General features: G+C 71.1%; 23 protein-coding genes. 18 read left to right on the forward strand and 5 right to left on the reverse strand.

Features of this window, described 5'->3' with window-relative positions:
- Positions 1 to 15 precede the first annotated feature (15 nt).
- Positions 16 to 876, forward strand: a complete 861-nt coding sequence (mutM, locus tag ACIQHQ_RS30310) for a bifunctional DNA-formamidopyrimidine glycosylase/DNA-(apurinic or apyrimidinic site) lyase (protein ID WP_402617778.1) — start codon at positions 16 to 18, stop codon at positions 874 to 876.
- Here mutM and ACIQHQ_RS30315 read toward each other — a convergent pair.
- Positions 866 to 1264 carry a winged helix-turn-helix transcriptional regulator gene (locus ACIQHQ_RS30315; protein ID WP_402617781.1) on the reverse strand — a complete coding sequence of 133 codons (399 nt, stop codon included), beginning with the start codon at positions 1262 to 1264 and terminating at the stop codon, positions 866 to 868. The two genes, mutM and ACIQHQ_RS30315, sit on opposite strands and share 11 nt — an antisense overlap.
- Positions 1265 to 1371: 107 nt before the next feature.
- On the opposite strand from ACIQHQ_RS30315, the gene ACIQHQ_RS30320 reads away from it, so the two are divergent.
- Complete coding sequence (locus ACIQHQ_RS30320) at positions 1372 to 1956, forward strand: flavodoxin family protein (RefSeq protein WP_402617784.1); 585 nt, start codon at positions 1372 to 1374, stop codon at positions 1954 to 1956.
- 15 nt (positions 1957 to 1971) lie between these two features.
- Here ACIQHQ_RS30320 and ACIQHQ_RS30325 read toward each other — a convergent pair whose 3' ends face one another.
- Positions 1972 to 3093, reverse strand: a complete 1122-nt coding sequence (locus ACIQHQ_RS30325; RefSeq protein ID WP_402617787.1) for a CAP domain-containing protein — start codon at positions 3091 to 3093, stop codon at positions 1972 to 1974.
- Positions 3094 to 3254: 161 nt separating this feature from the next.
- On the opposite strand from ACIQHQ_RS30325, the gene ACIQHQ_RS30330 reads away from it, so the two are divergent.
- From ACIQHQ_RS30330 to ACIQHQ_RS30345, 4 genes are all read left to right on the forward strand, one after another.
- A complete protein-coding gene (locus ACIQHQ_RS30330) occupies positions 3255 to 3536 on the forward strand; it encodes an acylphosphatase (protein ID WP_402617790.1) in 282 nt (93 codons plus the stop codon).
- 377 nt (positions 3537 to 3913) lie between these two features.
- Complete coding sequence (locus ACIQHQ_RS30335; protein ID WP_402617793.1) at positions 3914 to 4117, forward strand: hypothetical protein; 204 nt, start codon at positions 3914 to 3916, stop codon at positions 4115 to 4117.
- Positions 4118 to 4328: 211 nt separating this feature from the next.
- Positions 4329 to 7895, forward strand: a complete 3567-nt coding sequence (gene smc / locus ACIQHQ_RS30340; protein ID WP_402617796.1) for a chromosome segregation protein SMC — start codon at positions 4329 to 4331, stop codon at positions 7893 to 7895.
- A 223-nt stretch (positions 7896 to 8118) separates the two neighbouring features.
- The gene (locus ACIQHQ_RS30345; protein WP_402617799.1) at positions 8119 to 9537 is read left to right on the forward strand and encodes a sugar porter family MFS transporter; all 1419 of its coding nucleotides are present in this window, start codon (positions 8119 to 8121) and stop codon (positions 9535 to 9537) included.
- 515 nt (positions 9538 to 10052) lie between these two features.
- Here ACIQHQ_RS30345 and ACIQHQ_RS30350 read toward each other — a convergent pair.
- Positions 10053 to 11024: an LLM class flavin-dependent oxidoreductase gene (locus ACIQHQ_RS30350; RefSeq protein ID WP_402617801.1), complete on the reverse strand. Its 972-nt coding sequence runs from the start codon at positions 11022 to 11024 to the stop codon at positions 10053 to 10055.
- A 150-nt stretch (positions 11025 to 11174) separates the two neighbouring features.
- Between ACIQHQ_RS30350 and ftsY the strand changes: the two genes are divergently transcribed.
- Positions 11175 to 12374, forward strand: a complete 1200-nt coding sequence (ftsY, locus tag ACIQHQ_RS30355) for a signal recognition particle-docking protein FtsY (RefSeq protein WP_402618064.1) — start codon at positions 11175 to 11177, stop codon at positions 12372 to 12374.
- A gap of 99 nt (positions 12375 to 12473) precedes the next feature.
- Here ftsY and ACIQHQ_RS30360 read toward each other — a convergent pair whose 3' ends face one another.
- Positions 12474 to 13139 carry a bifunctional DNA primase/polymerase gene (locus tag ACIQHQ_RS30360; RefSeq protein WP_402617803.1) on the reverse strand — a complete coding sequence of 222 codons (666 nt, stop codon included), beginning with the start codon at positions 13137 to 13139 and terminating at the stop codon, positions 12474 to 12476.
- 444 nt (positions 13140 to 13583) lie between these two features.
- Here ACIQHQ_RS30360 and ACIQHQ_RS30365 point away from each other — a divergent pair, with 444 nt between their 5' ends.
- From ACIQHQ_RS30365 to ffh, 5 genes are all read left to right on the forward strand, one after another.
- On the forward strand, positions 13584 to 15077 hold the full coding sequence (locus tag ACIQHQ_RS30365; protein ID WP_402617806.1) for a hypothetical protein: 1494 nt from the start codon (positions 13584 to 13586) through the stop codon (positions 15075 to 15077).
- A gap of 342 nt (positions 15078 to 15419) precedes the next feature.
- Positions 15420 to 16760 (forward strand): ammonium transporter, encoded by a 1341-nt coding sequence (locus ACIQHQ_RS30370; protein ID WP_402617809.1) that lies wholly within the window; start codon positions 15420 to 15422, stop codon positions 16758 to 16760.
- Positions 16757 to 17095 carry a P-II family nitrogen regulator gene (locus tag ACIQHQ_RS30375; RefSeq protein ID WP_030231663.1) on the forward strand — a complete coding sequence of 113 codons (339 nt, stop codon included), beginning with the start codon at positions 16757 to 16759 and terminating at the stop codon, positions 17093 to 17095. The genes ACIQHQ_RS30370 and ACIQHQ_RS30375 overlap by 4 nt, the downstream gene beginning before the upstream one ends.
- Positions 17096 to 17123: 28 nt before the next feature.
- Positions 17124 to 19571, forward strand: a complete 2448-nt coding sequence (locus tag ACIQHQ_RS30380) for a [protein-PII] uridylyltransferase (protein ID WP_402617812.1) — start codon at positions 17124 to 17126, stop codon at positions 19569 to 19571.
- An 81-nt stretch (positions 19572 to 19652) separates the two neighbouring features.
- A complete protein-coding gene (gene ffh / locus ACIQHQ_RS30385; RefSeq protein WP_402617815.1) occupies positions 19653 to 21203 on the forward strand; it encodes a signal recognition particle protein in 1551 nt (516 codons plus the stop codon).
- A gap of 177 nt (positions 21204 to 21380) precedes the next feature.
- Here ffh and ACIQHQ_RS30390 read toward each other — a convergent pair whose 3' ends face one another.
- Positions 21381 to 22235 (reverse strand): methyltransferase domain-containing protein, encoded by an 855-nt coding sequence (locus ACIQHQ_RS30390; protein ID WP_402617818.1) that lies wholly within the window; start codon positions 22233 to 22235, stop codon positions 21381 to 21383.
- Positions 22236 to 22797: 562 nt separating this feature from the next.
- Here ACIQHQ_RS30390 and ACIQHQ_RS30395 point away from each other — a divergent pair.
- From ACIQHQ_RS30395 to rplS, 6 genes are all read left to right on the forward strand, one after another.
- Positions 22798 to 23400, forward strand: a complete 603-nt coding sequence (locus ACIQHQ_RS30395; RefSeq protein WP_402617821.1) for a hypothetical protein — start codon at positions 22798 to 22800, stop codon at positions 23398 to 23400.
- A gap of 293 nt (positions 23401 to 23693) precedes the next feature.
- Positions 23694 to 24113 carry a 30S ribosomal protein S16 gene (gene rpsP, locus ACIQHQ_RS30400; RefSeq protein ID WP_010044494.1) on the forward strand — a complete coding sequence of 140 codons (420 nt, stop codon included), beginning with the start codon at positions 23694 to 23696 and terminating at the stop codon, positions 24111 to 24113.
- A gap of 2 nt (positions 24114 to 24115) precedes the next feature.
- Entirely contained in the window at positions 24116 to 24355 is a 240-nt protein-coding gene (locus ACIQHQ_RS30405; protein ID WP_003973401.1) for an RNA-binding protein, read from the forward strand.
- An 81-nt stretch (positions 24356 to 24436) separates the two neighbouring features.
- Positions 24437 to 24979, forward strand: coding sequence for a ribosome maturation factor RimM (rimM, locus tag ACIQHQ_RS30410; RefSeq protein WP_402617825.1), 543 nt, complete (start codon positions 24437 to 24439; stop codon positions 24977 to 24979).
- Complete coding sequence (gene trmD, locus ACIQHQ_RS30415; protein ID WP_402617827.1) at positions 24979 to 25812, forward strand: tRNA (guanosine(37)-N1)-methyltransferase TrmD; 834 nt, start codon at positions 24979 to 24981, stop codon at positions 25810 to 25812. The genes rimM and trmD overlap by 1 nt, the downstream gene beginning before the upstream one ends.
- A 136-nt stretch (positions 25813 to 25948) precedes the next feature.
- On the forward strand, positions 25949 to 26299 hold the full coding sequence (gene rplS, locus ACIQHQ_RS30420) for a 50S ribosomal protein L19 (protein ID WP_003993262.1): 351 nt from the start codon (positions 25949 to 25951) through the stop codon (positions 26297 to 26299).
- Positions 26300 to 26336: the final 37 nt, after the last annotated feature.

A 26336-nucleotide genomic window follows, 5' to 3' on the forward strand; every position in this document is an offset into this window, starting at 1 on the left:
TGACGGGGGACCCCCATGCCCGAGTTGCCCGAGGTCGAGGTCGTACGGCGCGGTCTCGAGCGGTGGGTCGCCCACCGGACCGTCGCCGAGGCCGAGGTGCTGCACCCGCGTGCGGTGCGCCGCCACCTCGCGGGCGCCGACGACTTCGCGCACCGTCTGAAGGGCCACCGCGTCGGCGTCCCCAGCCGTCGCGGCAAGTACCTGTGGCTACCCCTGGAGGACACGGACCAGTCGGTCCTCGCCCACCTCGGCATGAGCGGCCAGCTCCTGGTCCAGCCGCACACGGCCCCGGACGAGAAGCACCTGCGCATCCGGGTCCGATTCACCGACGCGCTGGACACCGAACTCCGCTTCGTCGACCAGCGGACCTTCGGCGGTCTGTCGCTGCACGAGAACTCCCCCGAGGGCCTGCCCGACGTCATCGCGCACATCGCCCGCGACCCGCTCGACGAGCTCTTCGACGACGAGGCCTTCCACCAGGCGCTGCGCCGCAAGCGGTCCACGATCAAGCGCGCCCTGCTCGACCAGTCGCTGATCAGCGGCGTCGGCAACATCTACGCGGACGAGGCGCTGTGGCGCGCCCGCATCCACTACGAGCGCCCGACCGCGACCTTCACCCGCCCGCGCACCCTGCTTCTCCTGGGTCATGTGCGAGACGTGATGAACGCCGCCCTCGCGGTGGGTGGCACCAGCTTCGACAGCCTGTACGTCAACGTCAACGGCGAGTCCGGCTACTTCGACCGGTCGCTCGACGCGTACGGCCGTGAGGGTCTGCCCTGCCGGCGCTGCGGCACGCCCATGCGGCGGCGGCCCTGGATGAACCGGTCGAGCTACTTCTGCCCGAAATGCCAGCGGCCGCCGCGGATCACTTCCTAGCGGAGTCGTACCGCTCGCGCGCGGCCAGGACATCGTCCATGTTGCCCTCCACGAAGTGGATGAGGGCGAGCAGGCGTTCGGCCACGGCGCGCCCCAGCGGTGTCAGTTCGTAGTCCACACGGGGTGGGTTGGTGGGCTGGGCCTCGCGGTGGACCAGGCCGTCGCGCTCCAGGGCGTGCAGGGTCTGGGACAGCATCTTCTCGCTCACCCCGTCGACGCGGCGGCGCAGCTCGTTGAAGCGCAGCGAGCCCTCGTACAGGGCGCCGAGCGTGAGGCCGCCCCAGCGGCCCGTGATGTGCTCCAGCGTGCCGCGCGACGGACAGGCCTTGGCGAACACGTTGTACGGGAGGTCGTCCAGCCCCTCGGTGAGCTCCTGGGTGGTGGTCATATGCCCAGCCTACGTCAGCACAGCGCTAACCAGAAGGTTGCACTAACCAAAAGTTAGTGCTTTCCTTTGTTCATCGTCAGCGACCTGCCTACTCCAGGAGTACTCACGTGACCACCCCTGTTGTCTCCCTCGCCTACCACTCCGGCTACGGCCATACCGCCGTGATCGCCGAGGCCGTCCGTGCCGGTGCCGTCGAGGCCGGTGCCGAGGTCCATCTGATCAAGGTCGACGAGATCACCGAGGAGCAGTGGGCGATCCTCGACCGCTCGGACGCCATCGTGTTCGGATCGCCGACCTACATGGGCACCGCGTCCGGCGCCTTCCACGCCTTCGCGGAGGCCACCTCCAAGCGCTGGGCCACCCAGGCCTGGAAGGACAAGCTGGCCGCGGGCTTCACCAACTCCGCGTCCAAGAGCGGCGACAAGCTGCACACCCTGCAGTACTTCCAGATCCTCGCCGCGCAGCTCGGCATGCACTGGGTCAGCCTCGGTCTGCTCCCGGGCTGGAACAGCAGCACCGGCTCCGAGCACGACCTGAACCGTCTCGGCGTCTTCCTGGGCGCGGCCGCTCAGACCAACGCCGACGAGGGCCCGGACGCCGTCCACAAGGCCGACATCGCCACCGCCGAGCATCTGGGCCGCCGCGTGACGGAGACGGCCAGGGTGTTCCTCAAGGGCCTGGCCGCCGCCTGAGCACGGCCGAGAAGCCTAGTAGCCGAAGTTCTGGGTCCACCAGGGGCCGCCCGAGCCGAGCTCGACACCGACGCCCAGCGTCTTGAAGTCGCAGTTCAGTATGTTCGCGCGGTGGCCGGGGCTGTTCATCCAGGCGTCCATCACGGCCGCGGCGTCGGCCTGGCCGCGGGCGATGTTCTCACCGCCCAGGTTGGATATCCCGGCCTTCTCGGCCCGGTTCCAGGGCGTGCGCCCGTCCGGGTCGGTGTGGTCGAAGAAGCCCCGCGCGGCCATGTCCTCGCTGTAGCTCTGGGCCAGGCCGGTCAGGGCGCTGTTGGCGGCGACCGGGCTGCAGCCCACCTTGGCCCGCTCCTCGTTCACGAGGCTGAGGACCTGGGCCGCGGCGGCGGACTCTCCGGACAGGGCGGCGGAAGCGCTGGGCTTCCTCGGTGCCTTCGTGGCCGTGCGCGAGGGCGTGTCGTCCGGCGTCTGGCTCGGGGTGGCCGCCGGCTTCTTCTTCTCCGGAGTCTTCTCCGGCGTCTTCTCCGGCTTCTCCGGCGTCTTCGTCGGCGCTGCCGACGACTTCGAGGCGGACGGCGACGGCGAGCCGGCACGCTCGGCGTTCCGGCTGGGGGACGCCTCGTCGCGGCTTTCGGCGCTGCCGGAGGTGCCGCCCTGCTCGATTGGGGTGTTGGTCGGGGTGTCCCCTGCCTGCACCTTGTCGGCCCCGCCGTTGCCGCCGAGCTGGTAGTTCTCGAGACCGGGTACGGCGCCCGTGGCGACCGCGACCGTACCGAGGGCGACGGCGGCGGAGACACCGAGCAGTCCGGTGCGCATGGGCCGGGCGGTCTTCTTGCGGCGGCGGTGCGAACCCGCGCGCCGGGCGCCGCCGTCGGGCGTGAAGCCCTCGCTCGCGAAGACGGCCGTGTCTCCGTAGCGGTCACCCGCGGCGGCAGCCTCCGCCCCGAACAGGTAGGCCTCGCTCTTCGCGTGGGCGTACGCCTCCGGGTTCAGATAGGGAGCGATGCCCATCGTCGGGGCGTCGTCCGCGCCGGAGTACAGCGGATCGTGGCCCTCCGCGAAGCCGTCGGCGTGGGTGGTTCCCGTGGCGCGGCCCGTGGCGGCGCGGCCGGCGTCGGAGCGTCGGTGGCGTCCCATGTCCTGGCCTTCCTCGTCCTGGCGGTCGACTCGTCCTCGAGATCAACACCAAACTCACTCGATTGTGTGAGTTTCATATGAGATTCGTTGAGGGGGGACGGTACCGCATGACGCAAGGGGACGAAGTGCCCGGAGGGAGAATGGGCGGTTAGGTTGCAGTCATGAGCGAGGATGTGCGATTGGTCGCCTGGGTGCGCGGACGCGTCCAAGGTGTGGGTTTCCGCTGGTTCACGCGGGCCAAGGCATTGGAGATCGGCGGCCTGAGTGGTTTTGCTCTCAATTTGGGCGACGGGCGGGTCCAGGTGGTCGCCGAGGGTGGGCGCCAGGGCTGTGAAGGCCTGCTGGAGTGGCTCCGGAGTGACGACACGCCCGGCCGCGTGGACGGCGTCACCGAGATCTGGGACACACCTCGCGGCGGTTATGACGGCTTCGCCATCCGGTGATCACCCGCGCCGGGCGGTTGCCGAGGCCGCCCGCTAACGGCTCGCGGACGACCGCCCCGAACGAAAACTCCCTGGTGATTGCCAGAACCGCTTGCCTTGGCCCGCTCCACACGCAAGGATGATCGCCACGCCCCGAGGGCCCCGCAGAAGCCGCAGTACGGCCGTTCCAGGCCGTCCGTGCCCGGGTCGCCCCCAATACGGGGCGTGATCGTGTTGACCGTCAAACTTTTTGGTGAGACGCTGAAAGCCCCGCGCACCTTAGCTGTTTGGCATGGCTGAACGGCAGTACAACTCCAGGCCCTGCCAAAACCGCGGGTGCGAATCCCTCACGACCCACACCGCAGCGGTCGGTCACGCATTGTGGAGGACCATCCATCATGGCAAAGGCGCTTCTCGGTTACGTCGGCGGCTCCGACCCGCGACTCCTCGCCGAGATGCGACGGCTCCAGCAGCGCGTCCAGGACCTGGAATCCGAGCTCGGACGAATCCAGGCCGAGAACGAAGCGCTGACGGCTGCCGCTTCTCACGACAGGATCCTGGAGAGCGTTGACGCACACCAGGCGGAGCCTGCGCTCACCTGATCACTGCATCGCTCCACAACAGCACAGCAGTGGTTGGGCCGCCCGTCACAACCACCTAGTTGTCAGAAGTGCAAGGGACGCCCTGTCGGCGTCCCTTCTTTCTTGCCCCCGCATCCTTCACCGTCTTTAACGTCTGATGTGCCCTGCGTGTTCAGCGGCGAAACCGCGGGTTCATGGAGTGAGACCGACCCGGGCGGTAGAGTCCGGCGGCGTGCACCTCAAGGCCCTGACCCTCCGCGGGTTCAAGTCGTTCGCCTCTGCGACCACCCTCCGGTTCGAGCCGGGGATCACGTGCGTCGTCGGACCGAACGGCTCGGGCAAGTCCAACGTCGTCGACGCGCTCAGCTGGGTCATGGGCGAGCAGGGCGCCAAGTCGCTGCGCGGCGGCAAGATGGAGGACGTCATCTTCGCCGGCACCACCGGCCGCCCCCCGCTGGGCCGTGCCGAGGTGTCCTTGACCATCGACAACTCCGACGGGGCCCTGCCCATCGAGTACGCCGAGGTCACCATCACGCGGATCATGTTCCGCAACGGCGGCAGCGAATACCAGATCAACGGCGACACCTGCCGTCTGCTCGACATCCAGGAACTCCTCTCCGACTCCGGCATCGGCCGCGAGATGCACGTGATCGTCGGGCAGGGCCAGCTCGACTCCGTGCTGCACGCCGACCCCATGGGCCGCCGCGCCTTCATCGAGGAGGCCGCCGGCGTCCTCAAGCACCGCAAGCGCAAGGAGAAGGCGCTGCGCAAACTGGACGCGATGCAGGCCAACCTCGCCCGCGTGCAGGACCTCACCGACGAACTCCGACGCCAGCTCAAGCCGCTCGGCCGCCAGGCCGCCGTCGCCCGCAGGGCCGCCGTCATCCAGGCCGACCTGCGCGACGCCCGCCTGCGCCTCCTCGCCGACGACCTCGTACGGCTCCGGGAAGCCCTCGACGCCGAGGTCGCCGACGAGGCCGCGCTGAAGGAGCGCAAGGAGTCCGCGGAGCAGGAGCTGCGCAAGGCGCTCCGGCGCGAGGCCCTCCTGGAGGACGAGGTCCGGCAGCTCACGCCGCGTCTCCAGCGGGCCCAGCAGACCTGGTACGAGCTCTCCCAGCTCGCCGAGCGGGTGCGCGGCACGATCTCGCTGGCCGACGCCCGGGTGAAGAGCGCCACCTCCGCGCCCCCCGAGGAGCGGCGCGGACGCGACCCCGAGGACATGGAGCGTGAGGCCGCCCGCATCCGTGAGCAGGAGGCCGAGCTGGAAGCGGCCCTGGAGGCGGCCGAACGCGCCTTGGAGGACACGGTCGCCCACCGCGCCGAGCTGGAACGCGCGCTCACCCAGGAGGAACGGCGTCTGAAGGACGCCGCCCGCGCCATCGCCGACCGGCGTGAGGGCCTGGCCCGGCTCGGCGGCCAGGTCAACGCCGCCCGCTCGCGCGCGGCCTCCGCCCAGGCCGAGATCGAACGCCTGGCCGCCGCGCGCGACGAGGCGCAGGAACGTGCCGTCGCCGCCCAGGAGGAGTACGAGGCGCTCAAGGCCGAGGTCGACGGCCTCGACGCCGGCGACGCGGAGCTCTCCGAGCTGCACGAGGCGGCGAAGCAGCGGCTGGCCGAGGCCGAGGCCGCCCTCACGGCAGCGCGCGAGGACGCCACGGCGGCGGAACGCAAGCGGGCCGCCACCCAGGCCCGTCACGAAACCCTGGCACTCGGTCTGCGCCGCAAGGACGGCACCGGGATACTGCTCGCGGCGAAGGACCGCCTCTCCGGCCTGCTCGGCCCGGCGGCGGAACTCCTCACGGTGACCCCGGGGCACGAGGTCGCCCTGGCCGCGGCGTTCGGGGCGGCGGCGGACGCCATCGCGGTGACGAGCCCGGCATCGGCCGCGGACGCGATCAGACTCCTGCGCAAACAGGACGGAGGCCGGGCGACACTGCTCCTGGCGGGAGACACTCACCCCGCAGGCGCGGCGGGCCCCGACGGGCCCGCGGACGCCGGTCACACCTTCGCCGCGGACCTGGTCCGCGGCCCTTGTGACCTCATGCCGGCCGTCCGCCGCCTCCTTCGCGGCATCGTCGTCGTCAGCACCCTCGAAGACGCCGAAGACCTCGTCTACGCCCACCCCGGCCTCACCGCCGTCACCGCCGAGGGCGACCTCCTGGGCGCGCATTTCGCCCACGGCGGCTCCGCCGGCGCCCCGAGCCTCCTGGAGGTCCAGGCCTCCGTCGACGAGGCCGCCGCCGAGCTCGAAGAGCTGGCGGTCCGCTGCGAGGAGCTCACCGAGGCCCAGCACACGGCCGTCGAACGCCGCACGGAGTGTGCCGCGCGGGTCGAGGAACTGGGGGAGCGGCGCCGGGCCGCCGACCGGGAGAAGTCGTCCGTCGCCCAGCAGCTCGGCCGCCTCGCCGGACAGGCCCGCGGGGCGGCGGGAGAGGCCGAGCGGTCCGCCGCCGCCGCGGCCCGGGCGCAGGAGGCCCTCGACAAGGCGCTCCAGGAGGTCGAGGAACTCGCCGAGCGGCTCGCCGTCGCCGAGGAGATGCCGATCGAGGAGGAGCCCGACACCTCCGCACGGGACCGGCTCGCGGCCGACGGTGCCAACGCCCGCCAGACCGAGATGGAGGCACGCCTCCAGGTCCGTACGCACGAGGAACGGGTCAAGGGCCTGGCGGGCCGGGCCGACTCCCTGGACCGGGCAGCCCGCGCGGAGCGCGAGGCACGCGCGCGTGCCGAGCAGCGGCGGGCCCGGCTGCGGCACGAGGCGGCCGTCGCCGAAGCCGTCGGCTCGGGCGCCCGGCAACTGCTCGCGCACGTCGAGGTCTCCCTCGCCCGGGCCGACGAGGAGCGCACCGCCGCCGAGGCCGCCAAGGCCCGCCGGGAGCAGGAGCTCGTCCGTGCCCGCACCGAGGGACGCGACCTCAAGGCCGAGCTCGACAAGTTGACGGATTCGGTCCATCGCGGCGAGGTACTCGGCGCCGAGAAGCGGCTGCGCATCGAGCAGCTGGAGACCAAGGCGCTGGAGGAGCTGGGTGTCGAACCGGCCGGACTGGTGGCGGAGTACGGGCCGCGCCAGCTCGTGCCGCCCTCGCCCCCCGCCGAGGGCGAGGAGCTGCCGGAGGACCCGGAGCACCCGCGCAACCGGCCCCGGCCGTATCTCCGGGCCGAGCAGGAGAAGCGTCTCAAGGCCGCCGAGCGTGCCTACCAGCAGCTCGGCAAGGTGAATCCGCTCGCCTTGGAGGAGTTCGCGGCGCTGGAGGAACGCCACCAGTTCCTCAGCGAGCAGCTCGAGGACCTGAAGAAGACGCGAGCGGACCTCCTGCAGGTGGTGAGGGAGGTCGACGAGCGCGTCGAGCAGGTCTTCACCGAGGCCTACCGCGACACGGCCCGGGAGTTCGAGGGCGTCTTCAGCCGGCTGTTCCCCGGTGGTGAGGGGCGGTTGGTGCTGACCGACCCCGACAACATGCTCACCACGGGCGTGGATGTCGAGGCGCGGCCGCCGGGCAAGAAGGTCAAGCGGCTGTCACTGCTCTCGGGCGGGGAGCGGTCGCTGACGGCGGTGGCGATGCTCGTGTCGATCTTCAAGGCGCGGCCCAGCCCGTTCTACGTCATGGACGAGGTCGAGGCCGCCCTCGACGACACCAACCTCCAGCGGCTCATCCGGATCATGCAGGAGCTCCAGGAAGCCTCCCAGCTGATCGTGATCACTCACCAGAAGCGCACGATGGAGGTCGCCGACGCGCTCTACGGCGTCTCCATGCAGGGCGACGGTGTGTCGAAGGTCATCAGCCAACGCCTTCGCTAGATGCATGGGCGGTACACCGGCCCCACCTGCGACTCCTCGGTGACTTCATTTCTTGAACACATAGCTGACACACTCCTGCATCGGATTCCCTGCAGTCGACTATTGACTTCGAAACTTGAAGACATAGTCTCGGCAACGTTCCTTTTACCTTCAGGTACCTTCAGGTGGCACCTCGAAGGGCTGATCCCCTCCGGCAGCGTTGCCGGTGGCCCGAGGAGTACACGTGACCAGCACAGCGCAGGCACCCAAGTCAGGAGCCAGGACGGCTCACCCCGATCATCTCGGGCACGTCATCTTCATCGCCGCGGCTGCCGCCATGGGCGGTTTCCTCTTCGGCTACGACAGCTCCGTGATCAACGGCGCCGTCGAGGCCATCCGCGGCCGCTACGACGTCGGCTCCGCAGCCCTGGCCCAGGTCATCGCCATCGCCCTCATCGGCTGCGCCGTCGGCGCCGCCACCGCCGGCCGCATAGCCGACCGCATCGGCCGTATCCGGTGCATGCAGATCGCCGCGGTTCTCTTCACGATCAGCGCCATCGGCTCCGCGCTGCCCTTCGCGCTGTGGGACCTCGCCTTCTGGCGCGTCGTGGGCGGCTTCGCCATCGGCATGGCCTCCGTGATCGGCCCGGCCTACATCGCCGAGGTCGCCCCGCCCGCCTACCGCGGCCGGCTCGGCTCCTTCCAGCAGGCCGCGATCGTCATCGGCATCGCCGTCTCGCAGCTGGTCAACTGGGGTCTGCTGAACGCCGCCGACGGTGACCAGCGCGGCAAGCTGATGGGCCTGGAGGCCTGGCAGGTCATGCTCGGCGTCATGGTCGTCCCGGCCGTCCTCTACGGACTGCTCTCCTTCGCCATCCCCGAGTCCCCGCGCTTCCTGATCTCCGTCGGCAAGTACGAGCGCGCCCGGGAGATCCTCACCGAGGTCGAGGGCAAGGACGTGGACCTCGACGCCCGTGTCGCCGAGATCGAGGGCGCCATGAAGAGCGAGCACAAGTCGAGCTTCAAGGACCTGCTCGGCGGCAGCTTCTTCTTCAAGCCGATCGTCTGGATCGGCATCGGCCTGTCGGTCTTCCAGCAGTTCGTCGGCATCAACGTCGCGTTCTACTACTCCTCGACGCTGTGGCAGTCGGTCGGGGTCGACCCGACGGACTCGTTCTTCTACTCCTTCACCACGTCGATCATCAACATCCTCGGCACCGTCATCGCGATGATCTTCGTCGACCGCATCGGACGCAGGCCCCTCGCGATCATCGGATCGGTCGGCATGGTCGTCGGCCTCGCCCTGGAGGCCTGGGCGTTCTCGTACCACCTCGTCGACGGCAAGCTGCCGGCCGCGCAGGGCTGGATCGCCCTGATCGCCGCGCACATCTTCGTCCTCTTCTTCGCCCTGTCCTGGGGCGTGGTCGTCTGGGTCATGCTCGGCGAGATGTTCCCGAACCGGATCCGTGCCGCCGCGCTGGGTGTGGCCGCCGCCGCGCAGTGGATCGCCAACTGGGCCATCACCGCGAGCTTCCCGTCGCTGGCCGACTGGAACCTCTCCGTGACCTACGTGATCTACACCGCCTTCGCCGCGCTGTCGATCCCGTTCGTCCTGAAGTTCGTGAAGGAGACCAAGGGCAAGGCCCTGGAGGAGATGGGCTGACCCGTTCCCCCGACTCGGGGAGAAGGGCCAAAGTCCCCGCTGCCCCTCTCCCCGTGACCCGCCACCGCCCCGGCTCGGCCACTGCCCGCGCCGGGGCGGTGGTCCGTCGCGTCACCAGACGAGGACACCGCCCCCGATCACCCGGGCGCGCAGGGGGCCACCTCCGGGTTCCGGGCGACGCACCAGCCCTTCCCGGTGCTCGGCGAACCCCCGCGGGCGTCCTGTACTCGCGACGACGGCATCGAGGCGATCGCGCAGCGGCGCCGGCCTCGCGCAGGAACTCCGCCACGTCCCGACCTCCAGGTCGTAGTCGACCGCCACCGGCAAGAACCGGGCCACCCAGCGCGCACCGGCGGTGCCAGGACTCGAACCCGGCCGAGTCGTCGCGCCCCTCGGGGGCGTCGAGTATCCGCCGTTGTCCGTCCGGCTCGCGCAGGAACACGTCGGCCGAGAGACACATGGCGTCAGCGGATCACCGAGGGCGCCCCGGCCGGCCACCGGACATCCGTGAGCGTTCAGCTCCCCAGCCGCGGCAGCACCTGCTCGCAGAAGAGCCGCAGACTGCGCCACCCCTCCTCCACCGGCATCCCGCCCGCCAGCGGATGCAGGACATAGGAGTCCAGTCCCAGCGCCACGCACGCGTCCGGGGTGAGGATCCGGTAGACGCCCTCCGCGCGCAGGTCCTCCACGGTCGTGGCGGCCGACTTCACGGCGGAGCGCACCGCGCCCGACTGCCAGGAGGCGTACGTCCGCGCCTCGTGCAGGAAATGCCGGCCGTACCGCGCCCAGGCCCGGTCCGGGTCCTCGGCCACGTGCAGCAGCGCTGTCTCGGCGGCGGGCATCATGACCCAGCCCTCGGTGCCGTACTCGACGAGCAGCTCCTTGTAGTACGCCGCCAGCTCCGGCAGATGCGCGCTCGGGAAGAAGGGCAGACCGAGCCGGGCGGCCCGGCGCGCGGCGGCCCTGGAGGAGCCGCCGACCAGGAGCGGCGGGTGCGGTGCGGTGAAAGGGCGCGGGGTGATGCGCACCGTGCGGCCCCGGTAGGAGAAGGGTTCGCCGGTCCACGCCTTCAGCAGGGTCTCCAGCAACTCGTCCTGGAGTGCGCCGCGCCGGGCGAAGTCCACGCCGAACAGGTCGTACTCCTGCGGCCGGTACCCGATGCCGGCGACCGTCACCAGCCGGCCGCTGCTCAGCAGGTCCAGCACGGCCATCTCCTCGGCCAGCCGCAGCGGGTCGTGTAGCGGGCCGATGATCGCCGAGACGGTGACCGCGACGCGCCGGGTGGCGCCGAAGACCGCCCCCGCGAAGGCGAACGGCGACGGCAGCCAGTTGTTGTCCGCCCCGTGGTGCTCCTCCGTCTGCACCGTCGTGACGCCCCGGTCGTCGGCGTACGCGGCCATCTCCAGGGCCGCCCGGTACCTGGCGCCGAGCTCGGCGGGGCCGGCCCCGGGAGCGACGAGGTTGAAGCGTGCGACCGTGACGGGCATGGGGCGTCTCCCTCCGCCGGGCGGGTGTCCGGGGGACGCTAGCTGACGATGTGTCAGATATCCAGGGGTGTGGAGATCCGGCGGCCCGCGGCGTTCCGGGGCGGTGCGAGCAGGGTGCCCCGGGGCCCCATGGCTGATACTGGACGCGTTATGGACATCGTCATCCTTGCTGTAGTCATCGCCGTGGTCGTGATCGGCGCGCTCGGCGGGCTCATCGTCGGCAGCCGGCGCAAGAAGCAGCTGCCCCCGCCCCCGCCCGCCGCGCCCGACATCACCGCCCCACCGGCCGAGCCGCACGTCGGCGACGAGGCCGAGACGCCGCGGGAGGAACCGCGGCGCACGATAGAGGAGGTGGATCTCCCGGACGGCTCGGCCCCGGTCGTAGTCGAGGAGCCGCCCGCCGAAGCTCCCGCGATCGAGATTCCGGAACCCACCGCCGGCCGCCTGGTCCGGCTGCGGACCCGGCTCTCCCGCTCGCAGAACGCCCTCGGCAAGGGACTGCTCACCCTGCTGTCGCGCGAGCACCTCGACGAGGACACCTGGGAGGAGATCGAGGACACGCTGCTCACCGCCGACGTCGGCGTGCAGCCCACCCAGGAGCTGGTCGAGCGGCTGCGCGAGCGCGTGAAGGTGCTCGGCACCCGCACCACCGAGGAACTGCGCACCCTGCTCCGCGAGGAGCTGATCACGCTGGTCGGCCGCGACATGGACCGCGCGGTCAAGACCGAGCCGGAGGACCGCAAGCCGGGCATCGTCATGGTCGTCGGCGTCAACGGCACCGGCAAGACCACCACCACCGGCAAGCTCGCCCGTGTCCTGGTGGCCGACGGTCAGAGCGTCGTCCTCGGCGCCGCCGACACCTTCCGGGCCGCCGCGGCCGATCAGCTGCAGACCTGGGGCGAGCGCGTCGGCGCCCACACCGTGCGCGGACCCGAGGGCGGCGACCCGGCCTCCGTGGCGTTCGACGCGGTCAAGGAGGGCAAGGAGATGGGCGCGAACGTCGTGCTCATCGACACCGCCGGCCGTCTGCACACCAAGACCGGCCTCATGGACGAGCTCGGCAAGGTCAAGCGGGTCGTGGAGAAGCAGGCCCCGGTCGACGAGGTGCTGCTCGTCCTGGACGCCACCACCGGCCAGAACGGCCTGGTCCAGGCGCGGGTCTTCTCCGAGGTCGTCAACATCACCGGCATCGTGCTCACCAAGCTCGACGGCACGGCCAAGGGCGGCATCGTGGTCGCGGTCCAGCGCGAGCTGGGCGTCCCGGTCAAGCTCATCGGGCTCGGCGAGGGCGCGGACGACCTGGCGCCGTTCGAGCCGGAGGCCTTCGTCGACGCCCTTATCGGGGAGTGAGCTCCCCTCAGCCGTACCGCGCGATCCGCGCGTCACAGAAGCGCCCGTCCCGAGATGCAGTCGGGTACGGGCGCTTCGCCATGTACGTCCGCGGCGCGGTCAGGCCCGCGACCGGTGGGCCACATACGCCAGTGTGCCCAGCACCAGGCGGGCTTCCGGCGGGCGGGACGCCGAGTCCAGGGCGGGGGAGCGCAGCCAGCGCACCTGGCCGAGGCCCCCGCGGTCGGACGGCGGTGCCGTGATGTGCGCGCCGGGGCCGAGGCCGCGCAGGTCGAGGGAGTGCGGGTCGTCCCAGCCCATGCGGTAGAGGAGGCCGGGCAGATCGGCGGCGGCGCCGGGGGCGACGAAGAAGTGCGCGCGGCCGTCCGGGGTCGCCGCGACCGGGCCGACGGGCAGGCCCATGCGCTCCAGCCGGGCCAGAGCGCGGCAGCCGGCGGGCTCCGCCACCTCGATGACGTCGAACGCCCGGCCCACCGGCAGCATCACCGAGGCGCCGGGGAACTCGCCCCAGATCTCGGTCACGTCGTCCAGCGTGGCGCCGGCGGCGAGCACCGGCGCGAAGTCCAGCGGGTGCGCGCCCGGCGCCGGGCAGTCGCCGCGGCCGCAGGAGCAGGCGCCCGCCGAGGCCCGGGCTCCCGGCACCACGTCCCAGCCCCACAGCCCTGTGTACTCGGCCACGGCCGTGGCGTCCGACGTGCGGCCGCGGCGGCGTGAGCCGGACCGGATGTCGCGCATGCCCCGGCTGATGCCGATCGTGAAGCCCATGCCCCCTCCAACGGGTCCGACGCACCGGTGGTTACGCTGCGGACGCGATGCGTGACTCTCTGTTTCCGCCTTCCCGGTGGCGGTCGGTTCATTCGGCGCCCGGATGTGTTCAGGGTTGCGTGCCCGGCGGTGCGCGCCCCCGAGTGCGCCGCTGCACCCGCTCCGGTTGTGCTCTGTCAAGTGAATCGCGCCCAGGTGTACAGGAGTTCATTCGATGGGGTGGCGAATGGTGGCGTTTCCGTGCGGGCCGTGGTCAGACGGGTGATCGTAGGATTACTCTGTGTGCACGAGACCTGGGGGCACATGCGCTCGCGGGTATGCCGGAGGCAAGTCGTCATTCCGTTCGAAGGGTGACAAGGGCCGGACGGACGGCAGTGCGAACCGGCATGCTGATGGGGCTTGGCGCACTCGGCGGCAAGTGGTCTCAGGGATGGGGGCGTTCCAGTGAGCGGCAACGGCGGAAGCGCGACGAACGCTGCGAGCGCGACGCACGCTGACAAGCGCCCGAACGAGCTGCTCACCTCCTGGTTCGTGCGCAGCGGCTGGTCCAAGGGCGAGCTGGCCCGCCAGGTCAACCGCAGGGCACGGCAGTTGGGCGCCAACCACATCTCCACGGACACCTCCCGCGTGCGCCGCTGGCTCGACGGCGAGAACCCCCGCGAACCGATCCCCAGGATCCTGTCCGAGCTGTTCTCGGAGCGCTTCGGCGTCGTCGTCTCCGTCGAGGACCTGGGGCTGCGCACCGCGCGCCAGTCACCCTCCACGACCGGCGTCGACCTGCCCTGGACGGGCCCGCAGACCGTGGCCCTGCTCAGCGAGTTCTCGCGCAGCGACCTGATGCTGGCGCGGCGCGGCTTCCTCGGGAGCTCGCTGGTCCTGTCCGCGGGCCCGGCCCTCATCGAACCCATGCAGCGCTGGCTCGTCCCCTCGCCGCCGGCCCCGCGTTCCGAGCCCGACCCCGGTTCGGGACGCGCCCGCGGCCGGCTCTCCAAGCCGGAGCTGGACCTGCTGGAGTCCACCACGATGATGTTCCGGCAGTGGGACGCCCAGTGCGGCGGCGGCCTGCGCCGCAAGGCGGTCGTCGGGCAGCTGCACGAGGTGACGGACCTCCTCCAGGAACCCCAGCCCGAGGCCACGACCCGGCGGCTGTTCAAGGTCGCCGCCGAGCTCGCCGAGCTGGCCGGCTGGATGTCGTACGACATCGGGCTCCAGCCGACCGCGCAGAAGTACTTCGTCCTCGCGCTGCACGCCTCCAAGGAAGCCGGTGACCGGCCCCTCGGCTCCTACGTGCTGTCCAGCATGAGCCGCCAGATGATCCACCTCGGGCGCCCCGACGACGCGCTGGAGCTGATCCACCTCGCGCAGTACGGCAGCCGGGACTGCGCGAGCCCGCGCACCCAGTCGATGCTGTATGCGATGGAGGCCCGCGCCTACGCCAACATGGGGCAGCCCGGCAAGTGCAAGCGGGCGGTCCGGATGGCCGAGGACACCTTCTCCGAGGCCGACGAGTGGGACGAACCCGACCCCGACTGGATCCGCTTCTTCTCCGAGGCCGAGCTGTACGGCGAGAACTCCCACTCCTACCGCGATCTGGCATACGTCGCCGGGCGCAGCCCCACCTACGCCTCGCTGGCCGAGCCGCTGATGCAGCGAGCGGTGGAGCTCTTCGCCGAGGACGGCGAGCACCAGCGGTCGTACGCACTGAACCTCATCGGCATGGCCACGGTGCACCTCCTCCAGCGCGAGCCCGGGCAGAGCACGGTCTTCGCGGCCGAGGCCATGCAGGTCGCCAAGAAGGTCCGCTCCGAGCGCGTCAACACCCGTATCCGCAAGACGGTCGACACGGCCGCACGCGACTTCGGTGACCTCGGCGAGGTCGTCGATCTCACCGAGCGGCTCGCCGCCGAACTGCCCGAGACCGCAGCCGAAGCGGTCTGATCAAGCCGCACGACCCGACTCCGGAACCCCGGCCGCGGCCGGCCCTCCCGAACTGCCCGACTCGGCTCCCCCATGCCAGGTCATCGGAAGGCCGGCCGCGGCCGGTCCGGGTGCCCGCGGCTGCCCGAAACCGAAGGTTGCGCCACGATAACGATCGGCGCGCCCGCAATCCGGCAGTTCATCGAGGCGTAACACAGCACGCGCCTTCGTCACGGCCGCGAAACAACGAGGGGCTTCCACCGAAACCGCGCTGCGCCAATCTCGTGGCGCATAACCGGCCCACCCCTCATTCCGCTCGAGGCTTCGCCCGCACGGGGCCGTACCAATGACGAGGAGACGCCGATGGCACCAGCCATCACCCTTGCCGCAGAAGCGCCCAAGCTGTCTGCCGCGAACACAGGGTTCATGCTCATCTGTTCCGCCCTGGTGATGCTCATGACGCCGGGTCTGGCCTTCTTCTACGGAGGCATGGTCCGCGTCAAGAGCACCCTGAACATGCTGATGATGAGCTTCATCAGCCTCGGGATCGTCACCATCCTGTGGGTGCTGTACGGCTTCTCCATGGCGTTCGGCACCGACTCCGCCAGCCTCATCGGCTGGAACTCCGACTGGGTCGGCCTCGGCAACATCGGCCTGACGGAGCTGTGGCCCGGCTACACGATTCCGGTGTTCGTGTTCCTGGTCTTCCAGCTGATGTTCGCGATCATCACGCCCGCCCTGATCAGCGGTGCCCTCGCGGACCGCGTGAAGTTCAGCGCCTGGGCGCTGTTCATCGCCCTGTGGGCCACGGTCGTCTACTTCCCGGTCGCGCACTGGGTGTGGGGCGCCGGAGGCTGGGCCTTCGAAATGGGCGTCATCGACTTCGCCGGTGGTACGGCGGTGCACATCAACGCCGGTGCCGCGGCGCTCGGCGTGATCCTCGTCATCGGCAAGCGCGTCGGCTTCAAGAAGGACCCGATGCGCCCGCACAGCCTGCCGCTGGTCATGCTCGGCGCCGGTCTGCTGTGGTTCGGCTGGTTCGGCTTCAACGCCGGCTCCTGGCTCGGCAACGACGACGGCGTCGGCGCGCTGATGTTCGTCAACACCCAGGTCGCCACCGCCGCCGCCATGCTGGCCTGGCTGCTCTACGAGAAGATCCGCCACGGCGCCTTCACCACGCTGGGTGCCGCCTCCGGCGCGGTCGCGGGCCTGGTCGCCATCACCCCCGCCGGCGGCGCGGTCACCCCGCTCGGCGCGATCGCCGTCGGCGCCATCGCCGGTGTGCTGTGCGCCATGGCCGTCGGCCTGAAGTACAGGTTCGGCTACGACGACTCCCTCGACGTCGTCGGCGTCCACCTGGTCGGCGGTGTCCTCGGCTCCCTGCTGATCGGCTTCTTCGCCAGCGGCAAGGGCCAGTCCGAGGTCGAGGGCCTCTTCTACGGCGGCGGCCTGACCCAGTTCTGGAAGCAGTGCGCCGGTGTCTTCGCGGTGCTCGCCTACTCCCTGATCGTCTCCGCGATCCTCGCCTTCATCCTCGACAAGACCATGGGCATGCGGGTTCCCGAGGACGACGAGGTCGCCGGCATCGACCAGGCCGAGCACGCCGAGACCGCATACGACTTCAGCGGTGCCGGTGGCGGCGCCGCCAAGACGGCCGTCACGGCCCCGGTCGCCGCAGCCGCGAGCAAGAAGGTGGACGCATGAAGCTCATCACCGCCGTCGTGAAGCCGCACCGGCTCGACGAGATCAAGGAGGCCCTGCAGGCCTTCGGAGTACACGGCCTGACGGTCACCGAGGCCAGCGGCTACGGTCGTCAGAGGGGCCACACCGAGGTCTACCGCGGTGCCGAGTACACCGTCGACCTCGTCCCCAAGATCCGCATCGAGGTCCTGGTCGAGGACGACGACGCCGAGCAGCTGATCGACGTGGTGGTCAAGGCGGCCCGCACCGGCAAGATCGGTGACGGCAAGGTCTGGTCCATCCCGGTCGAGACGGCCGTACGGGTCAGGACCGGCGAGCGCGGTCCCGACGCGCTCTGAGGCAGGACGACGGAACAGGAGCCACTGGGTGACGGGTACGGACGTGCAGAAGGAAGCAGAGGACTCGGGACCCAGCGGCTACGCGGCGGCCCGGCTGCGTCTCCTCACCGAGGAGACGCGGTCCGGGCCGCCGCGCCGTGCGGCCCTGGCCGAATTGACGGACGACTGGCTGACCGGCCTGTTCACCGCGGGCGCGGAGGGGCTGCGCGGGGCCTCCCTGGTCGCCGTCGGCGGCTACGGGCGCGGAGAGCTGTCCCCGCGCAGCGACCTCGACCTGCTCCTGCTGCACGACGGCAGCGACGCCAAGGCGGTCGCCGCCCTGGCCGACCGGCTCTGGTACCCCGTCTGGGACCTGGGCCTGGCCCTCGACCACTCCGTCCGCACACCCGCCGAGGCCCGCAAGACCGCGGGCGAGGACCTCAAGGTGCAGCTCGGCCTGCTCGACGCCCGGCACGTCGCCGGTGACCTCGGGCTCACCGCGGGACTGCGCACCGCCGTCCTGGCCGACTGGCGCAACCAAGCGCCCAAACGCCTCCCCGAGCTCCAGGAACTGTGCGCCGAGCGTGCCGAACGCCAGGGCGAGTTGCAGTACCTGCTGGAGCCCGACCTGAAGGAGGCCCGTGGCGGGCTGCGGGACGCCACCGCCCTGCGGGCCGTCGCCGCCTCCTGGCTCGCCGACGCCCCCCGCGAGGGCCTCGCCGACGCCCGGCGCCGGCTGCTCGACGTCCGGGACGCCCTGCACCTGGCCACTGGGCGGGCGACCGACCGGCTCGCCCTCCAGGAGCAGGACCAGGTGGCCGCCGAGCTCGGCCTGCTCGACGCGGACACCCTGCTCCGGCAGGTGTACGAGGCGGCGCGGCTCGTGTCGTACGCCAGCGATGTCACCTGGCGCGAGGTGGGACGCGTCCTGCGGTCGCGCGCCGTGCGACCCCGGCTGCGCGCCATGCTGGGCGGCGGGAAGCCGACCGCCGAGCGGTCCCCGCTGGCCGAGGGCGTGGTCGAGCAGGACGGCGAGGTGGTGCTCGCCCGGGCCGCGCGCCCCGAGCGCGACCCGGTACTGCCGCTGCGCGCCGCGGCCGCCGCCGCGCAGGCCGGACTCCCGCTCTCGTTGCACGCCGTACGGCGCCTGGCGGCCACCGTGCGCCCGCTGCCCACGCCCTGGCCCGCCGAGGCCCGCGAACAGCTCGTCACCCTGCTCGGCTCCGGCCGCCCCACCATCGAGGTCTGGGAGGCGCTGGAGGCGGAGGGGCTGATCACCCGGCTGCTGCCCGACTGGGAGCGGGTCCGCTGCCGCCCGCAGCGCAACGCCGTGCACCTGTGGACCGTCGACCGGCACCTGATCGAGACGGCGGTGTGCGCCTCCGAGTTCACCCGCCGGGTCAGCCGCCCCGACCTGCTGCTGGTCGCCGCGCTGCTGCACGACATCGGCAAGGGCTGGCCCGGCGACCACTCGGTCGCGGGCGAGATCATCGCCAAGGACGTCGCCGCCCGCATCGGCTTCGACCGCCACGACGTGACCGTCGTCGCCACCCTCGTACGCCACCACCTGCTGCTCATCGACACCGCCACCCGGCGCGACCTGGAGGACCCTGCCACCGTGCGCGCGGTCGCCGAGGCCGTCGGCTCCCAGGGCACCCTGGAGCTGCTGCACGCGCTCACCGAGGCCGACGCCCTCGCGACCGGCCCGGCCGCCTGGTCGTCCTGGCGCGGCTCCCTCGTCGCGGACCTGGTCAAGCGGGTCTCGGCGGTGCTCGCCGGAGACGCGCCGGACGACCCCGAGGAGGCCGCGCCGACCGCCGAGCAGGAGCGCCTCGCCCTGGAGGCGGCCGCGACGGGCAGCCCGGTGCTCGCCCTGCGGGCGCAGACCGAGCCGCCCGCCGGGCAGGAACCGTCCGGCGACCCCGAGCCGCTCGGCGTGGAGCTGCTCATCGCCGTCCCCGACCAGCCCGGGGTGCTGCCGGCGGTGGCCGGTGTCCTCGCCATGCACCGGCTGACCGTACGGACCGCGGAACTGCGCTCCCTGCACCTCCCGGACGGTGTCGAGGGCTCCGTCCTGCTGCTGGACTGGCGGGTCGCCGCCGAGTACGGCTCCCTGCCGCAGGCCGCCCGGCTGCGCGCGGACCTCGTCCGGGCCCTGGACGGCTCCCTGGACATCGCCGGCCGCCTCGCCGAACGGGACGCGGCCTATCCGCGCCGCCGGGGCGTGATCGCGCCGGCGGCCCGGGTGTCCGTCCACCCGGCCGCCTCCCGGCTGGCCACGGTCATCGAGGTCCGCTCCCAGGACGCCCCGGGGCTGCTGTTCCGCATCGGCCGTGCCCTGGAGGACGCGAGCGTGCGGGTACGCAGCGCGCACGTCTCCACGCTCGGCGCCAACGCCGTCGACGCCTTCTACGTGACCGGGCCGGAGGGCGCGCCCCTGCCCGGGGAGGAGGCGGCATCCGTGGCGCGGAAGCTGGAGGAGACACTGCGGGGCTGAGGCCGACCCGGCGACTTGTCACGCCGGGATACCCTGGAGGGCGATTCCCTGTAGCCACCGACCCCGAGGACCGCGAGCGCCGTGTTCGATACTCTTTCCGATCGCCTCTCAGCGACCTTCAAGAACCTGCGCGGCAAGGGACGGCTCTCCGAGGCGGACATCGACGCCACGGCGCGCGAGATCCGGATCGCGCTCCTCGAGGCGGACGTGGCGCTTCCCGTCGTCCGGACGTTCATCAAGAACGTCAAGGAGCGCGCCCTCGGCGCCGAGGTCAGCAAGGCGCTCAACCCCGCCCAGCAGGTCCTCAAGATCGTCAACGACGAACTCGTGACCATCCTCGGCGGTGAGACCCGGCGCCTGCGCTTCGCCAAGCAGCCGCCCACCGTGATCATGCTGGCGGGTCTGCAGGGTGCCGGTAAGACGACCCTCGCGGGCAAGCTCGGCCACTGGCTCAAGGAGCAGGGACACTCGCCGCTGCTGGTCGCCTGTGACCTCCAGCGCCCCAACGCCGTCAACCAGCTCAGCGTCGTCGCCGAGCGCGCCGGTGTCGCGGTCTACGCCCCCGAGCCGGGCAACGGCGTCGGTGACCCGGTCAAGGTCGCCAAGGACTCCATCGAGCACGCAAGGACCAAGGTCCACGACATCGTGATCGTGGACACCGCCGGCCGCCTCGGCATCGACCAGGAGATGATGCGGCAGGCCGCGGACATCCGCGACGCCGTCTCCCCGGACGAGATCCTGTTCGTCGTCGACGCGATGATCGGCCAGGACGCCGTCAACACCGCCGAGGCCTTCCGTGACGGTGTCGGCTTCGACGGCGTGGTGCTCTCCAAGCTCGACGGTGACGCCCGCGGTGGTGCGGCCCTGTCGATCCGGCAGATCACCGGCAAGCCGATCATGTTCGCGTCGAACGGCGAGAAGCTCGACGACTTCGACGCGTTCCACCCTGACCGGATGGCTTCCCGCATCCTCGACATGGGTGACCTGCTCACCCTGATCGAGCAGGCGGAGAAGACGTTCAGCCAGGAAGAGGCCGAGAAGATGGCCTCGAAGCTGGCGTCCAAGAAGGGCCAGGACTTCACCCTGGACGACTTCCTGGCCCAGATGGAGCAGGTCCGCAAGATGGGCTCCCTCTCCAAGCTGCTCGGCATGCTGCCGGGCATGGGCCAGATGAAGGACCAGATCAACAACCTCGACGAGCGGGACGTCGACCGCACGGCCGCCATCATCAAGTCGATGACCCCGGCCGAGCGCCAGGAGCCGACGATCATCAACGGCTCGCGCCGCGCCCGTATCGCCAAGGGCTCCGGCGTCGAGGTCAGCGCGGTCAAGAACCTGGTCGAGCGGTTCTTCGAGGCCCGCAAGATGATGTCCCGCATGGCCCAGGGCGGCGGCATGCCCGGGATGCCGGGGATGCCCGGCATGGGTGGCGGTCCGGGCCGGACGAAGAAGAAGCAGAAGCAGGCCAAGGGCAAGCAGCGCTCCGGCAACCCGATGAAGCGCAAGCAGCAGGAGCAGGAGGAGGCCGCCCGCCGGGCCGCCGCGGCCGAGGGCGGCAACGCGTTCGGGCTGCCGCAGCAGGGCGGCAAGGACTTCGAACTCCCCGACGAGTTCAAGAAGTTCATGGGCTGACGACCCGCCCGGAACCGCGGTGAGGGGCGCCCCCTTTTCTCGGGGGGCGCCCCTCGCCTTCGCCGCCTCCGCCTCGGTGTCCGCGTCGGCCTCCTGCGCCGGGCCCCCGGTGCTTTCCTCGTGCCCTTCACGCCCGCGTCGGAAGCCTGTCCGTCAGGGCTTCAGGGCTTCAGGGACTCAGGGCGTCCTGGCGATCAGATAGCGGAACACGTTCGGCATCCACACCGTCCCGTCCTGCCGCTGGTGCGGATGCAGGGCCTCGGTCAGTTCCTTGTCCACCTGCACCTGGTCCGTCGCCGTCATCGCCGCGTCGAACAGCCCCGTCGACTTCAGGCCGCGTACCGCGCTGTCCACGTCGGCGTAGCCGAAGGGGCACGCCACCCGCCCCGACCCGTCCGGCTTGAGCCCGGCCCGCTGGGCGACGTCCTCCAGATCGTCCCGGCAGGCGGGACGCCAGCTGCCCGAGGCGCGCAACGGCTCCGCCAGCTTCGTGGCCACCCGCATCACGGACGCCGTCGCGCAGCGCTCCGGCGGGCCCCAGCCGGCCAGTACCACGGCCGCACCGCGCTGGGCGAGCGGCGTGGCCTCCTCGAGCAGTCCGCCCAGCCCCTCCGAGTCACCCGCGAGGCACCCGATCGGCTCGAAGGCGGTCACCAGGGTGTACCCCGGAGCGCCCGGCTCCGCGGTGTCCCGCGGCGAGCCGTCGACCAGCCGGGTGCGCGGACGCGGACGTGCACCCGGCGCCTCGGGGAGCAGCCGCTCCCGTGCGAGGGCCATTCTTTCGGGGGAAGCGTCGACACCGGTGACCGCCGCTCCCCGGGTGGCGGCCATGAGCAGGGAGAGCCCGGAACCGCAGCCGAGGCCGAGCAGCCGCGTGGCGGGACCCACTTCCAGTCGCTCGTAGACGGCCTCGTAGAGCGGTACGAGCATCCGCTCCTGGATCTCGGACCAGTCACGCGCGCGTGCACGTACATCCACGCGGGGTGCGGTCCCCGCGTGAGGCAGGTGCTGCCGCACGAGCGTAGGTGTCATAAGTAAGCGCCCCAATCCGCCGAGAGTTGCCTCTTGCCCGATTCCATGGCCCCCGTGACAGTGCGCTCGCACTACCCCCGTATGCCAGGTAACTCCCCCCTCGACCTGTCGTCCAGTGGGATGCGGCCCGGTTCGTGAGTTGTCATGTGCCTATGGCGAGATTTCACATTCCGGCAACCCGGGCGCCCCGATGGCGCGGCGGCCGCACGGTGTCCGGCCGCAGGGGGGCGGGTCGGTGCCGGACGCCGGCGGCGCACCGGGTAACCTCGCGGTCGTCGCACGCGCTCACCAAGGAGTGCCCGCGCCGACCGAGCGGGGCGCGAGGTGACCGAAACGCCTCTTGCGTATCGGCGGATCCCTGGTGCACCGGCGCGCGTATGCGCTCTACGCGCCGGCGCGTACGCGGAACTACGCACCACCTTGTGGCGAGCTGTGAGGCTTCTCCCCAGATCAGCGCACCCGCCCTCGTCGGGACGCATCAGAGGCAACTGACGGGTACGTGCAAATTATTTGGGATGGCCCGGAATCGGAACACCGGGGCACCCCGGCTCGTTGTCATTACGTGAGCACGACACAGACACCACCTGTACTCGCCGCAGAGCTGGCACAGGCGTGGGCCGACATTCAGCGGTACCACCCCGAGCTGCCCGACCTTGCCGCGCCAGAGTCCCTGATCGGGGAGTCGTCGTCCGCGTGCGGTCACGAGCTCTCCTTCGAGCGACTGCTCCATGAGGCAGTCCATGGCATCGCCGCCGCGCGCGGCGTCCGCGACACCTCCCGTGCCGGCCGCTACCACAACCGCAGATTCCTCGCGATCGCCGAGGAGCTGGGCCTGGACCACCCCGAGGAACCGCATCCCAGCAGCGGCTTCTCCCTGGTCACGCTCACCCCCGAGGCGAAGCGCCGTTACCGCCCGACCATGGAACGCCTCCAGCGGGCCCTGAAGGCCCACACCGTCGCGACCTCCTCCGACACCTCCCGCACCTTCCGGGGCCCGGCCGCCCGCCACGGCTCCTCCGGCGGCGGCGTCCGGGTCAAGGCGGTCTGCGACTGCGGCCGCAACGTCCGGGTCGTCCCGTCCGTCCTCGCCCAGGCCCCCATCGTCTGCGGCGGCTGCGGCAAGCCGTTCCGGATCCCGGACGTCGTGGGAGCGGTAGCGAGCTGACGCCCTCCACCGGCATCTCGTGGCTGCCGGTCAGTGGCGCAGGATCGGGCCGTGAGGCGCACCCGACGGCTTCACCTCCACGCCGGGTGCGCTTTCGGCGTGCCCGCGCAGCGGCTCATGCCCCCGGCCCGGAGGGACCCACAGGGTGTGGCACAATGGCTAGCTGTACTCGACAGCCGCACAGGAACCCTCTCGCCTCCGGCTGACGCGTCCATCGGGCACTCGGGTACCGCAACCCCACGCGGCTTTTCCCGCCGTGCCCAACCACGTCAAAACCAGGAGAACCCACTCCCGTGGCAGTCAAGATCAAGCTGAAGCGTCTGGGCAAGATCCGTTCGCCTCACTACCGCATCGTCGTCGCCGACTCCCGTACCCGCCGTGACGGCCGGGCCATCGAGGAGATCGGCAAGTACCACCCGACGTACAACCCGTCGGTGATCGAGGTCGACGCCGAGCGCGTGGCGTACTGGCTCGGTGTCGGCGCTCAGCCGACCGAGCCCGTGATGGCCATCCTCAAGAAGACCGGCGACTGGCAGAAGTTCAAGGGCGAGCCCGCCCCGGCTCCGCTGCTGACGCAGCCGGAGAAGGCCGCGCGTCCGTCGTTCGAGGCCATCGGCGGCGACGACGAGGGCAAGGGTGAGGCGATCACCCAGAAGAAGAAGGCTGAGAAGAAGGACGAGGCCGCCGCTGAGTCCGCTTCGACCGAGGCCTGAGCATGCTCGAGGAGGCTCTCGAGCACCTCGTGAAGGGCATCGTCGACAACCCTGACGATGTGCAGGTCGCCTCGCGCAACCTGCGCCGCGGTCGCGTGCTCGAGGTCCGGGTCCACCCGGACGACCTCGGCAAGGTGATCGGCCGCAACGGCCGCACCGCACGCGCCCTGCGTACCGTCGTGGGCGCCATCGGCGGTCGCGGTGTCCGCGTCGACCTCGTCGACGTGGACCACGTCCGCTGACGCCTATCGCAACCGGCTCGGGCCGGGGAGGGCCTGAGGGCCGTCCCCGGCCCGTCGCTGTATGACAGGAGACTTGGACACGTGCAGCTGGTAGTCGCACGGATCGGCCGTGCCCATGGCATCAAGGGTGAGGTCACCGTCGAGGTACGGACCGACGAACCGGAGCTGAGACTCGCCCCCGGTGCCGTGCTCGCCACCGATCCCGCCACCACGGGACCGCTCACCATCGAGACGGGCCGCGTCCACAGCGGCCGCCTCCTGCTGCGCTTCGAAGGCGTCAGCGACCGCAGCGGCGCCGAGGCCCTGCGCAACACCCTCCTGATCGCCGAGGTCGATCCGGAGGAACGTCCCGAGGACGAGGACGAGTACTACGACCACCAGCTCATCGACCTCGACGTGGTCACCGCGGACGGCACCGAGGTCGGCCGGATCACGGAGATCTCCCACCTGCCCTCGCAGGACCTGTTCATCGTGGAGCGCCCCGACGGCAGCGAGGTGCTGATCCCCTTCGTCGAGGAGATCGTCGCCGAGATCGACCTGGAGGAGCAGAGGGCCGTCATCACCCCGCCGCCCGGTCTGATCGACGACCGTGCCGAGATCGCCTCCAGCCGGGAAGAGCCGTAATGCGCCTCGACGTCGTCACGATCTTCCCCGAGTACCTGGAACCGCTGAACGTCTCCCTCGTCGGCAAGGCGCGCGCGCGGGGACAGCTCGGCGTGCACATCCACGACCTGCGCTCCTGGACCTACGACCGCCACAACACGGTCGACGACACCCCGTACGGCGGCGGCCCCGGCATGGTCATGAAGACCGAGCCGTGGGGGGACGCGCTGGACTCCGTCCTGGCCGACGGCTACGAGACGGGCTCCCGGGCGCCCGCCCTCATCGTGCCCACGCCCAGCGGCCGCCCCTTCACCCAGGAACTCGCCGTCCACCTCTCCGAGCGCCCGTGGCTGATCTTCGCGCCGGCCCGCTACGAGGGCATCGACCGCCGCGTCGTCGACGAGTACGCGACCCGGATGCCGGTCTACGAGGTGTCCATCGGCGACTACGTCCTGGCCGGCGGCGAGGCCGCCGTCCTCGTCGTCACGGAGGCCGTGGCGCGGCTGCTGCCCGGTGTCCTGGGCAACGCCGAGTCCCACCGGGACGACTCCTTCGCCCCCGGCGCCATGGCGAACCTGCTGGAGGGGCCCGTCTACACCAAGCCCCCCGAGTGGCGCGGCCGCGACATCCCCGACGTGCTGCTCAGCGGCCACCACGGCAAGATCGCCCGCTGGCGCCGCGACGAGGCACTGAAGCGCACCACCGCCCACCGGCCCGACCTCATCGAGCGCTGCGACCCCAAGGCCTTCGACAAGAAGGACCGCGAGATGCTCTCCATCCTGGGGTGGGCACCGGACCCGGCGGGGGAGCCGTACGGCCGATTTTGGCGCAGGACCGAGGGCGTGGAAGAATAGCCAGCTGTTGTGCGTCCGTCCGGCGTGCGCCCCTGCCACAGGGGGAGACGACGTCCGCCCCGACCCGCGCAACCCACATTCCGAAAGACCTAGTTTCCGTTGATGACCTGTGGCATCAGCGAGGAAAGCAGACGAAATGTCTCACCTGCTCGACACCGTCGACTCCGCGTCGCTGCGCAGCGACGTCCCCGCCTTCCGCCCGGGCGACACGGTCAACGTGCACGTCCGCGTCATCGAGGGCAACCGCTCCCGTGTGCAGCAGTTCAAGGGCGTCGTGATCCGCCGCCAGGGCTCCGGCGTGCGCGAGACCTTCACGGTCCGCAAGGTCTCCTTCTCCGTCGGCGTCGAGCGCACCTTCCCGGTGCACACCCCGATCGTGGAGAAGATCGAGCTCGTCACCAAGGGTGACGTCCGCCGCGCCAAGCTGTACTACCTGCGCGAGCTGCGCGGCAAGGCCGCGAAGATCAAGGAGAAGCGCGAGAGCTGAGCGCTCTCCGGGGTTCGCGTCGGGGCCGGATAGCATC

The organism is Streptomyces sp. NPDC092370 (genome assembly GCF_044755265.1).
Classification (GTDB): Bacteria; Actinomycetota; Actinomycetes; order Streptomycetales; family Streptomycetaceae; genus Streptomyces.